The sequence below is a fragment of the Streptomyces sp. NPDC098101 genome (assembly GCF_044760185.1).
Classification (GTDB): Bacteria; Actinomycetota; Actinomycetes; order Streptomycetales; family Streptomycetaceae; genus Streptomyces.
This window is the reverse complement of record NZ_JBIWAS010000007.1, coordinates 338,296-352,659: the sequence shown is the minus strand read 5'-3', so window position 1 is coordinate 352,659 and position 14,364 is coordinate 338,296. Positions and strand designations below refer to the sequence as shown.

12 protein-coding genes and 1 pseudogene are annotated in these 14,364 nt (G+C 71.2%); 6 read left to right on the top strand and 7 right to left on the bottom strand.

Features of this window, described 5'->3' with window-relative positions; translation table 11 throughout:
• The first annotated feature begins 104 nt into the window (after window positions 1–104).
• Both hemB and ACIQVI_RS29155 read left to right on the top strand, forming a co-directional pair.
• A complete protein-coding gene (gene hemB, locus ACIQVI_RS29160) occupies window positions 105–1,106 on the top strand; it encodes a porphobilinogen synthase (RefSeq protein WP_351972785.1) in 1,002 nt (333 codons plus the stop codon).
• A gap of 83 nt (window positions 1,107–1,189) precedes the next feature.
• Window positions 1,190–1,459, top strand: coding sequence for a DUF1876 domain-containing protein (locus tag ACIQVI_RS29155; protein WP_351972792.1), 270 nt, complete (start codon window positions 1,190–1,192; stop codon window positions 1,457–1,459).
• A gap of 33 nt (window positions 1,460–1,492) precedes the next feature.
• Here the strand turns inward: ACIQVI_RS29155 and ACIQVI_RS29150 are convergent, their stop codons facing one another.
• The gene (locus ACIQVI_RS29150; RefSeq protein ID WP_351972786.1) at window positions 1,493–2,248 is read right to left on the bottom strand and encodes a DUF4232 domain-containing protein; all 756 of its coding nucleotides are present in this window, start codon (window positions 2,246–2,248) and stop codon (window positions 1,493–1,495) included.
• Between the two features lie 191 nt (window positions 2,249–2,439).
• Between ACIQVI_RS29150 and ACIQVI_RS29145 the strand changes: the two are divergent.
• A pseudogene (locus ACIQVI_RS29145) lies at window positions 2,440–2,679 on the top strand (helix-turn-helix domain-containing protein); the annotation flags it as partial.
• Between the two features lie 258 nt (window positions 2,680–2,937).
• Complete coding sequence (locus tag ACIQVI_RS29140) at window positions 2,938–4,014, top strand: transcriptional regulator (RefSeq protein WP_403601241.1); 1,077 nt, start codon at window positions 2,938–2,940, stop codon at window positions 4,012–4,014.
• A 28-nt stretch (window positions 4,015–4,042) separates the two neighbouring features.
• On the opposite strand, the gene argS is transcribed toward ACIQVI_RS29140, so the two are convergent.
• Window positions 4,043–5,833, bottom strand: a complete 1,791-nt coding sequence (argS, locus tag ACIQVI_RS29135; RefSeq protein WP_403601188.1) for an arginine--tRNA ligase — start codon at window positions 5,831–5,833, stop codon at window positions 4,043–4,045.
• 174 nt (window positions 5,834–6,007) lie between these two features.
• Here argS and lysS point away from each other — a divergent pair, with 174 nt between their 5' ends.
• The gene (gene lysS / locus ACIQVI_RS29130) at window positions 6,008–7,795 is read left to right on the top strand and encodes a lysine--tRNA ligase (RefSeq protein ID WP_351972788.1); all 1,788 of its coding nucleotides are present in this window, start codon (window positions 6,008–6,010) and stop codon (window positions 7,793–7,795) included.
• 102 nt (window positions 7,796–7,897) lie between these two features.
• Here lysS and ACIQVI_RS29125 read toward each other — a convergent pair whose 3' ends face one another.
• From ACIQVI_RS29125 to ACIQVI_RS29115, 3 genes are all read right to left on the bottom strand, one after another.
• On the bottom strand, window positions 7,898–9,151 hold the full coding sequence (locus tag ACIQVI_RS29125) for a DUF2637 domain-containing protein (RefSeq protein ID WP_403601185.1): 1,254 nt from the start codon (window positions 9,149–9,151) through the stop codon (window positions 7,898–7,900).
• Between the two features lie 178 nt (window positions 9,152–9,329).
• Window positions 9,330–10,055 carry a DUF3558 domain-containing protein gene (locus ACIQVI_RS29120; protein WP_403601183.1) on the bottom strand — a complete coding sequence of 242 codons (726 nt, stop codon included), beginning with the start codon at window positions 10,053–10,055 and terminating at the stop codon, window positions 9,330–9,332.
• A 91-nt stretch (window positions 10,056–10,146) separates the two neighbouring features.
• Window positions 10,147–11,055, bottom strand: a complete 909-nt coding sequence (locus ACIQVI_RS29115; RefSeq protein WP_403601181.1) for a DUF3558 domain-containing protein — start codon at window positions 11,053–11,055, stop codon at window positions 10,147–10,149.
• Between the two features lie 174 nt (window positions 11,056–11,229).
• Here ACIQVI_RS29115 and ACIQVI_RS29110 point away from each other — a divergent pair, with 174 nt between their 5' ends.
• The gene (locus tag ACIQVI_RS29110; RefSeq protein ID WP_403601178.1) at window positions 11,230–12,423 is read left to right on the top strand and encodes an RtcB family protein; all 1,194 of its coding nucleotides are present in this window, start codon (window positions 11,230–11,232) and stop codon (window positions 12,421–12,423) included.
• Window positions 12,424–12,471: 48 nt separating this feature from the next.
• Here ACIQVI_RS29110 and ACIQVI_RS29105 read toward each other — a convergent pair whose 3' ends face one another.
• Both ACIQVI_RS29105 and ACIQVI_RS29100 read right to left on the bottom strand, forming a co-directional pair.
• Window positions 12,472–13,359 (bottom strand): hypothetical protein, encoded by an 888-nt coding sequence (locus ACIQVI_RS29105; RefSeq protein ID WP_403601175.1) that lies wholly within the window; start codon window positions 13,357–13,359, stop codon window positions 12,472–12,474.
• A gap of 155 nt (window positions 13,360–13,514) precedes the next feature.
• Window positions 13,515–14,279, bottom strand: a complete 765-nt coding sequence (locus tag ACIQVI_RS29100; RefSeq protein ID WP_351970871.1) for an SDR family NAD(P)-dependent oxidoreductase — start codon at window positions 14,277–14,279, stop codon at window positions 13,515–13,517.
• Window positions 14,280–14,364 lie beyond the last annotated feature (85 nt).

The following is a 14,364-nucleotide window of genomic DNA, read 5'->3' as shown; positions in this document are numbered from 1 at the left end:
CCCTCACGGGGCCCGCACCTTTCGCGTTGCCCGGGTCCCCGCGGGTTTTCGCGGCAACACCCTGTCGGCAAGTGCACCGTCCGCGCGGGCGTAGCCTCGACCGTATGAACTCGTACGGATCCTTTCCCGGGGCGCGCCCGCGGCGGCTGCGGACGACGCCCGTCATGCGCCGGATGGTGGCCGAGACGCGACTGCACCCGGCCGACCTGATCCTGCCCGCGTTCGTGCGCGAGGGAATCACCGAACCCGTGCCGATCGAGGCGATGCCCGGGGTCGTGCAGCACACGCGCGACACCCTGCGGAAGGCCGCCGTGGAGGCGCTGGAGGCCGGGGTCTCCGGGATCATGCTCTTCGGCGTGCCCGAGGACGCCAAGAAGGACGCCGCCGGCACCGTCGGCACCGACCCCGACGGGATCCTCCAGCTCGCCCTCCGGGACGTACGGGCCGAGGTCGGCGACGACCTCGTGATCATGTCCGACCTGTGCCTCGACGAGTTCACCGACCACGGCCACTGCGGCGTCCTCGACGCCGAGGGGCGCGTCGACAACGACGCCACGCTGGAACGGTACGCCGAGATGGCCCAGGTCCAGGCCGACGCCGGCGCCCACGTCGTCGCCCCCTCCGGGATGATGGACGGCCAGGTCGGCGTGATCCGCGACGCCCTCGACACCATCGGCAAGGAGGACGTCGCGATCCTCGCGTACACCGTGAAGTACTCCTCCGCCTTCTACGGCCCCTTCCGCGAGGCCGTCGGCTCCTCCCTCAAGGGCGACCGCAAGACCTACCAGCAGGACCCGGCCAACCTCCGCGAGTCGATGCGCGAGCTGGCGCTCGACCTGGAGGAGGGCGCGGACATGGTCATGGTCAAGCCCGCGGGACCGTACCTCGACGTCCTCGCCAAGGTCGCCGACGCCGTGGACGTGCCGGTCGCCGCGTACCAGATCAGCGGCGAGTACGCGATGGTCGAGGCCGCCGCCCAGAGGGGCTGGATCGACCGCGACAAGGCGATCCTGGAGTCCCTCACCGGCATCCGGCGGGCCGGCGCGCAGATGATCCTCACGTACTGGGCGACCGAGGTCGCGCGGAAGCTCCGCCACGGCGTCTGACCGTCCCTGGCTGGTGGGGGACCGTCGACCGGCGCACCCTGGAGGAGTAGCCGACAGGTCCCTCGCCGGAGGTGGTCCTCATGATGCACACGCTGGTCGGATGGCACGTGGAGATGGAGTTCCAGGAGGAGGGCGACCGGACGCGGGCCGCCGCCATGGTCCGGCTCGGCGACGGCACCGAGTTCCGGGCCCACGGCACCGCGAACCGGCACCCCTCCGACCCGGACCAGCTGCGGGTCGGAGAGGAGATCGCCGGGGCGCGCGCCCTGATGGACCTCGCCTCGCAGCTCCTCCAGAAGGCCCACACGGAGATCGACGAGGTGTCCGGACGGACCTCGCACGGCATTCGGTGAGGCCGTCCGGAAGGGGGCCGGTCGGGAGGCCGGTCAGAAGGACAGGGCGTTCTCCATCGAGCTCTGCCAGTACGTGACCCGGGTGGTGCTGTCTGTGTACGTGCCGGCGGGCAGCTTCAGGACCGCCGGGCCCCCGGCCGAACCGGAGTTGTCGCGCGGGGCGAACCACACGGTCAGGGACTTCGACGTCCGGCCGTGCTTCCCGCTGCCGTCGGCCGCCGACAGGATCATCGCCGCGTACGCGCTCTCGCCCGGGAACAGGGTGACGACCGCCTGCGGCTTGCTGCTCTGCTCGACCGCGACCGCCGCCTGCCCGTCGTCGAGGCGCAGCACCGGGGCGTAGTAGGCGTTGCACGCCGTGCGGCCGGTGTTGGTGACGGTGAGCAGCGCGTGGTTGAGCGGGCGGCTGACCGGGCTGTAGACGACCCGCACGGCCGACGCGTCGCACGGCCGGTCCACCGCCGTGTCCTTCCCGCCGCCCCCGCTCCCGCCCTTGCCGTTGCCCTTGCTCTTGCCGGGGGCGGGGGTGGTGCCGGAGGAGCCCTGCGGGGAGGTGCTGGCGTTGCCTGAGGGGGCCGGGTCCGCGGTCGTGGAGGTGGGTGCCGGCGTGGACGTCGACGTGGGCTCCGGTGCCGTCGTCGGCGCGGTGGTGGTCGGCGCGGTCGTGGTCGGGGACGAGGCCCTGCCCTCGTCCCGCGTCCCGCCCGCCGAGCCCTGGCAGGCGGTGAGGGAGAGGGCGGCGGCGGTGACGGCCGCAGCGGCGGCGACGCGGACGCGGTGTGTGCGCATGGTGGTGGAACCCCCGTGGATGTCGTTGCTTTTCGGTCGGTCTGCGACTGCCGCACGTTCCGTCGACCGGTGCCGTGCGGCGTGGTCCCAGGTTGCGGGGCGGCGGATTCCGGCCGCAACGCCGCACGGCCCATGAGGGACGCCGGAATGCTCACGGGTACGGTGACCAGCGGGAACGGCCCCTGCCTGGAATGCCGTTCCGGGACGCGAGGGCACCGATCACGGGGAGGGGCACGGTGGCGACCACACCGGAGGCCCAGGAGTTGGGCGCGCTGCTGCGGCGGCTGAAGGAACGTTCGGGGCGCAGTTACGGGGTGCTCGCCGGGCGGCTGCACGTCAGCGCCTCGACCCTGCACCGCTACTGCAACGGGGACGCCGTACCGGCCGAGTTCGCGGCGGTCGAGCGGTTCGCGCGGCTGTGCGGGGCCGAGCGCGAGGAACTGATCGAGCTGCACCGGCGGTGGATCGTCGCGGACGACGCGCGGACGCGGGGGAGGGCGGGGGCGGGGGCGAGGCCGAACGGGGCGGAGACGGAGCCTGATTCGGAGTCGGATTCGGTACCGGAGTCGGAGTCGGTGCCGAGGCCTGATTCGGAGGCGGGGCCGGAGGCTGAGTTGGCGTCTGTGCCTGTGCCTGTGCCTGTGCCTGAAGCTGTTCCTGAGGCTGTGCCTGCGCCTGTGCCTGAGGTCGTGTCAGAACCCGTACCCGCGCGGGAGCCCGCGCCGGTACCGGTGGTGGGCGCCGATACGGAGCTGGACGCGCGGTCGGACGCGGGAGGCGCCGCTCCGGGCGGGCCCGGCCCCCGGAACGGGAGCCCGCGCCGGCGCCGGGTGCTCGTCGCGCTCGCCGCCCTCGCGGTCGTCGCGGCGGCCGTGCCGGTCGCCGTGTTCGCGGCAGGCGGCGACGGCGACGGACGGCCGGAGCGGGCGGCGCGGACACCCGCCCCGTCCGGCCCGGCGACCGGCGGCACCGCCCCCGTACGCCCCGGACCCACCCCGTCCCCGACCGCGACGCCGACGCCGTCCACGTCCGGCTCCCCGTCCGGGCTCCCGGACGGCAAGGGCTCCGGGTCCCCTTCGGCCTCCTCCCCGGCGCCCTCGCGGAACCCGTCGCCGACCGCCTCGCGGTCCGGCGCGCCCGCGACCGGCGTCCCGCTGCGCGTCGGCGTCAGCTCGTACAACTGGGAGCTGCCCTGCGGCCAGTACTACCTGCTCGACCGCGCGCCCGGCACGGTCCCCCCGCCGCCCCCTCCGCAGGACCACCGCGGCTGGGCGCGGGCGCTCGGCGCGGTGGACGGCGGCGGGATGCGCCTCGAACTCACCGCCACGGGCCGCACGTCCGACTCCGTGGTCATCAACGACGTCCACGTCCGGGTGGTGGGGCGCTCCGCCGCGCTGCCCTGGTCGGCGTTCTCGATGGGCGACGGCTGCGGCAGCGGCGTCACCCCGCAGACGTTCGCCGTGGACCTCGACCGCTCCCAGCCCCTCCTCCGGCCGGTCGCCGGGCAGAACGGCGACGTCGTCGTGCCCGCCGAGGACTTCCCCTACAAGGTCGCGTCCGACGACCCCCAGGTGCTCCGCCTCGACGTGACCACGAAGGCCCACGACGTCAGCTGGTACCTGGAGGTCGACTGGAGCAGCGGCGACCGCAGGGGCACGATCCGGGTCGACGACGCGGGCCGCCCGTTCCGCACCAGCGCGACCGCCGGGCGCCCCGCGTACGTCTGGTGGGTCGAGCCGGGCGAATGGCGCCCGGCCGACGGATGAACGCGGGGCGCCCGGGGGCGCCGTGGGATCAGAGGCGCTCGGGCGTCCGGATGCCCAGGAGCGCCATGCCCTGGTGGAGCGTGCGGGCCGTCAGGTCGCAGAGGAACAGACGGTTCTCCGCGACCTCCCGCGCCGGCTCCGGCTTCACGACCGGGCACTGGTCGTAGAACGTCGTGTACAGCGAGGCCAGCTGGTAGAGGTACGCGGCGAGCTTGTGCGGGGCGTACTCCGCGGCGGCCTCCGCGATCACCTCGCCGAACTGGTCCAGGTGCAGACCGAGCGCGCGCTCCGCCGGGGCCAGCTCCAGCTCCGGGTGGGCGACCGGGGTGCGGTCGCCCGCCTTGCCGAAGATCGACCTGACCCGCGCGTACGCGTACTGGATGTACACCGACGTGTCGCCGTTCAGCGACACCATCTGGTCCAGGTCGAACTTGTAGTCGCGCGCGGCCGACGTCGACAGATCGGCGTACTTCACCGCGCCGATGCCCACGTACCGGCCGTTCTCGACGACCTCCGCCTCGGTCAGGAGGGACTGCCCGGTCTTCTTCCGGTAGTCCTCCTCCTTCTCGCGGACGACCTCCGTCGCCCGCTCCACGGCCTCGTCCAGCAGGTCCACCAGCCGGACCGTCTCGCCCTCACGGGTCTTGAACGGCTTGCCGTCCTTGCCCAGGACCGTGCCGAACGCCAGCTGGACGGCCTTCACCTCGTCGTTCAGCCAGCCCGCCCGGCGGGCCGTCTCGAAGACCATCTTGAAGTGCAGCGACTGCCGCGCGTCCACCACGTACAGCAGGGACGTCGCCTTCAGGTTCCGCACCCGGTCCCGGATCGCCGACAGGTCCGTCGCCGCGTAGCCGAAACCGCCGTCGGACTTCTGCACGATCAGCGGCACCGGGTTGCCGTCCGGGCCCTTCACGTCGTCGAAGAACACGCACAGCGCACCCTCGGAGCGGACCGCGACGCCCGACTCCTCCAGGATCCGGCAGGTCTCCGCCAGCATGTCGTTGTAACCGGACTCGCCGACCACGTCGGTGTCCCGGATGTCCATGTCCAGCTTGTCGAAGACCGAGTAGAAGTAGATCTTCGACTCGTCCACGAACCGCTGCCAGAGCGCGAGCGTCTCCTCGTCACCGGCCTGGAGGTCCACCACGCGCGCGCGGGCCCGCGTCTTGAACTCCTCGTCGGAGTCGAACAGGGCGCGCGACGCCTTGTACAGCCGGTTGAGGTTCGACATCGCCTCTTCGCCGGACACCTCGGACTCCGAGGAGTGGTCCAGCTCGTGCGGGTGCTCGATCAGGTACTGGATGAGCATCCCGAACTGGGTGCCCCAGTCGCCGATGTGGTGGCGCCGGACCACCGTCTCGCCGGTGAACTCCAGGATCTCGACCATCGCCGCGCCGATCACCGCGGACCGCAGGTGGCCGACGTGCATCTCCTTCGCCACGTTCGGCTGCGCGTAGTCGATCACCGTCGTGCCGGCCGACTCGGCGAACGGCACGCCGAGCCGCGCGTCGGCGGCACGGGCCGCGAGGGTCTCCACGATCGCCGCGTCGGTGACTGTGATGTTCAGGAAGCCGGGCCCGGAGACCTCGACCTCCTTCAGCACGTCGTTCGCCGGAATCGCCTCGACGACCCGCGTCGCCAGCTCCCGCGGATTGCCCTTCAGCCGCTTGGCGAGCGCCAGGATGCCGTTGGCCTGGAAGTCGGCCCGGTCGCTACGTCGCAGCAGCGGGTCGGCGGACGCGGCCTCCGGCAGGGCTGCCGAGAGTCCGTCCGCGAGGCGCTGCTGCACGGTCGAAGCGAGGGAAGGGACCGAGGCCATGAGCTTCCGTTCCGTTGAGAGGTGTCCGGTGGTCTATTTCGCTTGTCAAGTGTCCCATGGGAGAGCAACGTGTTTTCTCCGCCTGTGGACAACCGGGCCCCCACCCGGCCCGCCCGGAACGCGGACAACCCCGACCTGTGGACAACCCCGGGGCCCGTCGTTCCGTCTGGGACAATGACAGGCGTGAGGCCCGACACCGGGCACCGAGGGATTTACGGAAAGAAGGACGTACCGACCGTGGCTCAGAGCAGCACCGAGACCGACTGGGTCTCCCGTTTCGCGGACGAGGTCATCGCCGAGTCGGAGCGACGTGCGCCTGGCAAACCGGTCGTCGTCGCCTCCGGCCTCTCCCCCTCCGGCCCGATCCACCTCGGCAACCTCCGCGAGGTCATGACCCCGCACCTGGTCGCCGACGAGATCCGCCGCCGCGGCCACACCGTCCGGCACCTCGTCTCCTGGGACGACTACGACCGCTACCGCAAGGTGCCGAACGGCATCGAGGGCATCGACGAGACCTGGGCCGAGCACATCGGCAAGCCGCTGACCTCCGTCCCGGCCCCCGCCGGCTCGCCCCACCCCAACTGGGCCGAGCACTTCAAGGCCGCCATGGTCGAGTCCCTGGCCGAGCTCGGCGTCGAGTACGACCCGATCAGCCAGACCGAGCAGTACACCGCCGGCGCCTACCGCGAGCAGATCCTGCACGCCGTGCGCCACCGCGCCGACATCGACGCCATCCTCGACCAGTACCGCACCAAGAAGACGCCCAAGAAGCAGTCCCAGAAGCCCCTCGACGAAGCCGAGCTGGAGGCCGAGGAGGGCTCCGGCGCGGCCGCCGAGGACGACGGCTCCGGCGGCGGCGCCGGCTACTTCCCGTACAAGCCCTACTGCGGCCGGTGCGAGAAGGACCTCACCACCGTCACCTCCTACGACGACGACACCACCGAACTCGCCTACACCTGCACGGCCTGCGGCTTCGCCGAGACCGTCGAGCTCAGCGAGTTCAACCGCGGCAAGCTGGTCTGGAAGGTCGACTGGCCCATGCGCTGGGCCTACGAGGGCGTGATCTTCGAGCCCTCCGGCGTCGACCACTCCTCGCCCGGCTCCTCCTTCGTCGTCGGCGGCCAGATCGTCCGCGAGATCTTCGACGGCGTCCAGCCCATCGGCCCCATGTACGCCTTCGTCGGCATCAGCGGCATGGCCAAGATGTCCTCCTCGCGCGGCGGCGTCCCCACCGCCGCCGACGCGCTGAAGATCATGGAAGCGCCCCTGCTGCGCTGGCTCTACGCCCGCCGCAAGCCCAACCAGTCCTTCAAGATCGCCTTCGACCAGGAGATCCAGCGGCTCTACGACGAGTGGGACAAGCTGGAGGCCAAGGTCGCCGACGGCACCGTCCTGCCCGCCGACGCCGCCGCCCACTCCCGCGCCGCCCGCACCGCCGCCGGCGAACTGCCCCGGACCCCCCGCCCGCTCCCGTACCGGACCCTGGCCTCGGTCATGGACATCACCGCCGGACACGACGAGCAGACCCTGCGGATCCTCACCGAACTCGACCCCGACAACCCCGTCACCTCCCTCGACGAGGTCCGGCCGCGCCTCGACCGCGCCGAGAACTGGATCACCAACCAGGTCCCGGCCGACCAGCGCACCATCGTCCGCGACGAGCCCGACACCGAGCTCCTCGGCTCCCTGGACGACGAGGGCCGCGAGTCGCTCCGCCTCCTCCTGGACGGCCTCGACACCCACTGGTCGCTCGACGGGCTCACCACCCTCGTCTACGGCGTCCCGAAGGTCATGGCCGGACTCGACCCCGAGGCCAAGCCGACGCCCGAGCTCAAGCTCGCCCAGCGCGCCTTCTTCGCCCTGCTCTACAAGCTCCTCGTGAGCCGCGAGACCGGCCCGCGCCTCCCCACCCTCCTCCTCGCCGTCGGCGCGGAGCGGGTCAGGAAGCTCCTCGGCGCGTGACGGACGCGTAGCGCACGAAAAAGGGCTGCCGCCCGGAACCCTCCGGGCGGCAGCCCTTCTCCGTACGGCGTACGGATCAGACGTATGGATCAGACGTACGGATCAGGTGGTGTGGCGCGCGGCCATCGCCTGCCGGATCTCCTCCTGCGTCTCCGCGATCAACAGCGGGAGCAGCTCGGGGTCGTAGTACTCCTGGCCCCCGTGCTCCTCGGTCACCAGACGCGCGAACTCCGCCTCCTCCAGGAGGTGGTCGTTCTCCCGGGCGTACTCCCACATCAGGTCCTGGACGACCTTGTACAGCTGACTGTCCCGGGGGTCCGGCTCCCCGGCGTACTCCCCGGTGTACTCCTCGACGTGCTCCTGGTACTCGGCGGAGCCCTCGGGGCCCTGCGGACCCGGGACCGGCTGCTGCTGCTCCTGGCCCTCGGCGCCCCGCAGGTTGTACGTGCCCGTGTACGCCGTCGGGGAGACCTCCTGCGCGTCGAACCACGGGCTCTCGTGGTTCACCGGCGCGGCGGGCGCGACCGGCGCGTCCGCCCCCGGAAGCCCCGCCTGCTGCGGAAGCGGCTGCGCCGCCAGCGCCGGCTGGGACTGCTGGAACTGCTGGGGCAGCGGAGCGGGCTGCGACGGATCGAACGCCTGGCCCGGCTGCGGAGGCAGCACCGCCGGCTCGATGCCCGCCGCCGCGAGCCCCGCGGCCGCCGTCTCCGCCAGCGGCACCCCGTACCGCGCCAGACGCAGCGGCATCAGGGCCTCCACCGGGGCCTTCCGCCGCCAGTTCCGGCCGAACCGGGCCTGGAGCCGGGCCTGGTAGATCATCCGCTCCTGCTCCAGCTTGATGACCTGCTCGTACGAACGCAGCTCCCACAGCTTCATCCGCCGCCACAGCCGGAACGTCGGCACCGGCGACAGCAGCCACCGGGTCAGCCGCACGCCCTCCATGTGCTTGTCGGCCGTGATGTCCGCGATCCGGCCCACCGCGTGCCGCGCGGCCTCCACGGACACCACGAACAGCACCGGAATCACCGCGTGCATCCCCACGCCCAGCGGGTCCGGCCACGCGGCCGCGCCGTTGAAGGCGATGGTCGCCGCCGTCAGCACCCACGCGGTCTGCCGCAGCAGCGGGAACGGGATCCGCAGCCACGTCAGCAGCAGGTCGAGCGCCAGCAGGACACAGATGCCCGCGTCGATGCCGATCGGGAAGAAGTACGAGAAGGTGCCGAAACCCTTGTGCACCGCGAGCTCGCGCACGGCGGCGTACGAACCCGCGAAGCCGATTCCCGCGATGATCAGCGCACCGGCGATGACGAGGCCGATGAGTATTCGGTGTGTGCGTGTCAGCTGCATCGCGGCCACCCGCGAACCCTCCCAACGATCGACATCTCGCGCGCACAGAGTGGCACATGTGAACGAAGCCCGGCCCCCGGGGGAGGGACGGGCTCCGCGACGCCGCGCCGTTCCGTGCCGCTTTGCGCCTACTTGTCACGTGTGCGCGTCTACTTGTGGACGTCCTGCTCGTGGACGTCGTGGACGTCTACTTGTTGGCCGCGGCGACCGACGCCACGGCCTCCTTCGCGGCCTTGACCGCACCGTCCGTGATCGTCTTCTCCGACGGGGTGGGCGCACCCGCGTACCCGGCGCCGTTGTACGACAGCAGCACCAGCACGTTGCCCGTACGCGCCACGATCGAGGTGTAGACGAAGTCCTCGCCCGTCTTGCTCTCCTGGTACGTGATGGCCTTCGCCTCGTCGCCGATGCCCGTCGCCGCCGTGGTCCGCAGCTTCTTGGCCCCCGCGGTCCCCTCGATCTTGGCGACCTCCTTCGCGAGGTTCTGCCGCGCCCGCTCCTGCCCGCTGCCGAGCGAGGCGTCCGACTCGTACCGGTAGACGGACACGTCCAGCCAGCGGTACTGCGAACCCTTCACGCCCTTGTCGTCGAGACCGTTCCACGAGCAGCCGCCACGGCTGGCCAGGTCGCTGGAGACGCCCGGCGTCCCGTTCTTGGTCTTCGCCTTCGGGACCAGGGACTCCGTCGTCTTCGCCGAGACCGACCGGCAGACCTGGGGCAGCTTCGCGAACTTCGCCGGCTCGACCGTCTTCGTCGTCTGCGCGGGCGAGGGGGTCGCGGACGCACCCGTCTTCTCCTGCGCCTTCGGCTTCCCCGAGTCACCGGAGTCGGAGGAGCAGCCGGCGACGACGAGCATCACCGGGACGGCTGCGCAGGCGAGTATGCGGGTGAGTCGCCGAGCTGATCGCTGCATGGTTCCTTCAGTCGCTTGTCGTACGGTCCGGCCACGGGCTACGGCGACACGTTACGTGGTCGCCGTCCGCTCACGGAGCGGCGCCGAACGGCTACTCCTCCAGCCGGTCGGCGAGCAGCCGGGCCACCTTCCGGGCCCTTTCCTGCAGTTCCGTGCTGTCCGGAGCCTCGGAGAGACCGGTGGTCTCCTCCCGGTAGGACACCGTGACGATCACATTGGATGTGCGGAACACCACGCTGACGGACCGCTGCCGGCTGTTCGCGCCGGCGTTGCCGAGGACGTCGTCGAGGTACGCGACCTCCCCGAGGCCCTCCAGGACGCGGGACTCCAGACCGGTGGAGGCCGGAGCGCCGGACGGGGTCGGCCCGCCGGAGACCGGAGCGGTGGACGCGGTGGCGGTGGGGGTGGGAGCGGTGGTGGCGGCGTCGGCGGCCGTCGTCGGCTTGTGCGCCGGAGGGGTGGTCGTCGTCCCGCTGGGACCGGTCGTGCCGCCGGGGGTGCCGGTGGGCTCCGGCGGGGCGGTGGGCGGCAGGGGAACGCCCGCCGCGAGCTGCTTGCGGACGTACACCTCCTGCGCCCGGTCGTCGTCGCTGACGGCGGTGTCGTACGAGACCACCCGCTCGATGTCGAGCGAGAGCCGGTGCGAGGTCTCCGGGGTGTCGGCCCGCCACGAGCAGCCGACGCGCCGGTCGGTGTCGTACGTGACGGCGGCGGTGCCCCGGTACGTCCTGTCGCGCTCGGGATCGGGCAGGGCGGCCGCGCCCGGGAGCATCTCCTTGAGCACGGTCTGCGGGACGGAGCCGCAGGGCTCGAAGAGGGTGCGGTAGCGGCCGGGGGGCGCGGCGGCGGAGGCGATGCCGGCCTTGGCGTCGACCTTGACGTCGTCGGCGGGGGCGCCGGAGGAGCAGCCCGCCAGACCCGCGCCGAGGCCGAGTGCGAGGACGACGGCGGTACGGGCCGTGGACCCGGTGCGGCCGGGGGCGTACCACTTTCGCTGCACGGTCCCAGGCTCCCTTCTCCCGAAGACTTTCCCGAAAACTGTTTGCCGCGCGAACCCGGCCGATGGACACAATGTCTATCGCACACGCTGCCGTTGATGCCGGTCCCCTGTCACCTGTACGGGCTTTGGCTCCGGTTTTTGCGTTATCGGTCTTTTCGGGGGAATCGAGGGAGTATGTCGTACGTAGAGGTGCCGGGGGCGCAGGTGCCGATCCGGATGTGGGCGGACCCTTCCACGGTCGAGGGCGGCGCCATGCAGCAGCTGCGGAACGTGGCGACGCTCCCCTGGATCAAGGGCCTGGCCGTGATGCCGGACGTGCACTACGGCAAGGGCGCGACGGTCGGCTCGGTGATCGCGATGCAGGGCGCGGTGTGTCCGGCGGCGGTCGGCGTGGACATCGGCTGCGGCATGTCGGCGGTCAAGACCTCCCTGACGGCCAACGACCTGCCGGGCGACCTCTCCCGCCTCCGCTCCAAGATCGAACAGGCCATCCCGGTCGGCCGCGGCCTCCACCGCGAGGCGGTGGACCCGAAGCGGCTGTACCAGTTCCCGACGGCGGGGTGGGACGACTTCTGGTCGCGGTTCGACGGGGTCGCGGACGCGGTGAAGTTCCGGCGGGAGCGGGCGGGGCAGCAGATGGGAACGCTGGGCGGAGGGAATCATTTTGCGGAGGTCTGCATAGATATGCAGGACTCGGTGTGGCTCATGTTGCACTCCGGATCCCGCAACATCGGCAAGGAGCTTGCCGAGTACCACATCGGTGAAGCGCAGAAGCTGCCGCATAATCAGGGTCTCATAGACCGCGATCTCGCAGTGTTCGTCTCAGATACTCCGCAGATGGCGGCTTACCGGAACGACCTCTTCTGGGCGCAGGAGTACGCCAAGTACAACCGCGCGATCATGATGGCGCTCTTCCAGGAGGTCGTCCGCCGGGAGTTCCGCAAGGCCCGGGTGACCTTCGAGCCGGTGATCTCCTGCCACCACAACTACGTGGCGGAGGAGCGGTACGAGGGCATGGATCTGCTGGTCACGCGGAAGGGCGCGATCCGGGCCGGCTCCGGGGAGTTCGGGATCATCCCGGGCTCGATGGGCACGGGCTCGTACATCGTGAAGGGCCTCGGGAACGTGGCGTCCTTCAACTCGGCCTCGCACGGCGCGGGCCGGAAGATGAGCCGGAGCGCGGCCAAGCGGCGCTTCACGACGCGGGACCTGGAGGACCAGACGCGGGGCGTGGAGTGCCGCAAGGACTCCGGCGTCGTGGACGAGATCCCGGGCGCGTACAAGCCGATCGAGAAGGTGATCGACCAGCAGCGGGACCTGGTGGAGGTCGTCGCGAAGCTGAAGCAGGTCGTCTGTGTGAAGGGCTGAGGCCCGGAGCGGCCCCGGCGTGATGCGCCGGAGCCGCTCCTTTGCTGTCTACCGGACATCCGGAACCGCCGAGGTCGCGATGCCGTTGGTCAGGCGCCAGCGACGCACCTGGCAACTGCTTTGAGAGCGGCCCAGCTCTGCGGCCGCATGGGCCAAGGTGGGCGCTACGAGCAGGATGCGATCGGCTTCGGCGGTCCACGGCTTCCGCGGAGGTCGTACCTTCATTCCGGGCGGGCGTTCCCAGGAGGTGAGCGACGCGGCGGCGGTCTTCTTGCGCTCCAGGGCGAGGCAGTCGGGGTAGTAGAGGTGCGTGACGAGCTGGACGGCCGCTTCCTTCGTGTACATGACGTTGTAGATCCCGTCACGGGTGTTCCGCTTGATCCGGCGTTCCGCTCCGGTGACCTTCTTCGCGTAGTGGCACAGGTAAGCGCCGACGGCTGTGCTGGACGTGGTGAGCGAGACGAACGGGAAGCCCTGGCCGGTGAAGCCGACCGATCCGTCCGCGTCGATGACGCCACGGAGGTAGTCCCGGCGTGAGAAGGGCACGCGGGGTGGGGTGATCTTCTTCGACTTCTTGCCGTAGGGCAGGCCGAGTCGGTCGAGAGTGTTCCGCGCTTCCAGGGAGCTCAGGGTCCAGATGGCCGAGTGGTGGCTCTTCGAGAAGTTCGTCGCCCGGGTGCGTTCCGTGATGCTGCTGTTGTACGGCGTGAGCTGCTGGAACTCGCGCAGGATCTGGATGTCCCGCGCGTTGATCTCGACGGTGAGCCGTCCCTTTTGTCGGGATTGTGACGACATGTGGCCGTCCGCCTGGAGGAAGCCGTACATGTAGGCGTAGCGGGGGTCTTCGAGGTCCATGAAGGACGGCGGGGACGGGGCGGTGGGCGTGAGGGTGCTCAGGTCGAAGAGCGCGGGCGCGCTAGGGTCCTGCTCGGCCATGGGAAGTGTTGCCTTCCTGATGGTCAGGCCCTCGGGTGGGATTGCCGTCCCGCCCGGGGGCCGTTCTGTATGGAGTTGTTCCCGACGCTAGGCCGGGGGTTCGGTCGCCGTGCGGGTGAGCGGATCGGTTCACCCGTATGTGTGGCGGGTCGTGGTCAGAGTTCCCGGTGGACCTTGGTGTTGGAGGCCTGGGCGCGGGGGCGGACGACCAGGAGGTCGATGTTGACGTGTGGGGGGCGGGTGCAGGCCCAGGTGATGGTTTCGGCGACGTCGTCGGCGGTGAGGGGGGCGGCCACGCCGGCGTAGACCTTGGAGGCCTTGTCGGTGTCGCCGCGGAAGCGGGTGGTGGCGAACTCGTCGGTCTTGACCATGCCGGGGGCGATCTCGATGACGCGGACGGGGGTGCCGACGATCTCCAGGCGGAGGGTTTCGGCGAGGACGCGGGCGCCGTTCTTGGCGGCGACGTAGCCGGCGCCGCCCTCGTAGGTGGCGTGGCCGGCGGTGGAGGAGAGGACGACGACCGTGCCGTCGCCGCTCGCGGTGAGGGCGGGGAGCAGGGCCTGGGTCATGTGGAGGGTGCCGAGGACGTTGACCTCGTACATGCGGCGCCAGTCCTCGGGGTCGCCGGTGGCGACGGGGTCGGCGCCGAGGGCGCCGCCCGCGTTGTTGACCAGGACGGCGAGGGTGCGGAAGGCGGTGGCGAACTCGTCGACGGCGGCGCGGTCGGTGACGTCGAGGGCGTAGGCGGTGGCCTGGTGGCCGGCGTCGTTGATCTCGGCGGCGAGGGCCTCGATGCGGTCCTTGCGGCGGGCGGTGAGGACCACGCGGTAGCCGGCGGCGGCCAGCTGCCTGGCCGTGGCGGCGCCGATTCCGCTGCTCGCGCCGGTGACGACGGCGATGGGGGTACCGGGGGCGGTCATGGCGTGCTCCTCGCGCAGGTGATCGACGGTGGTGATCGTCCGGTCAGGATAGGCGGGGCGGTGGGAGGGGCGGCGGGGCGGCCGG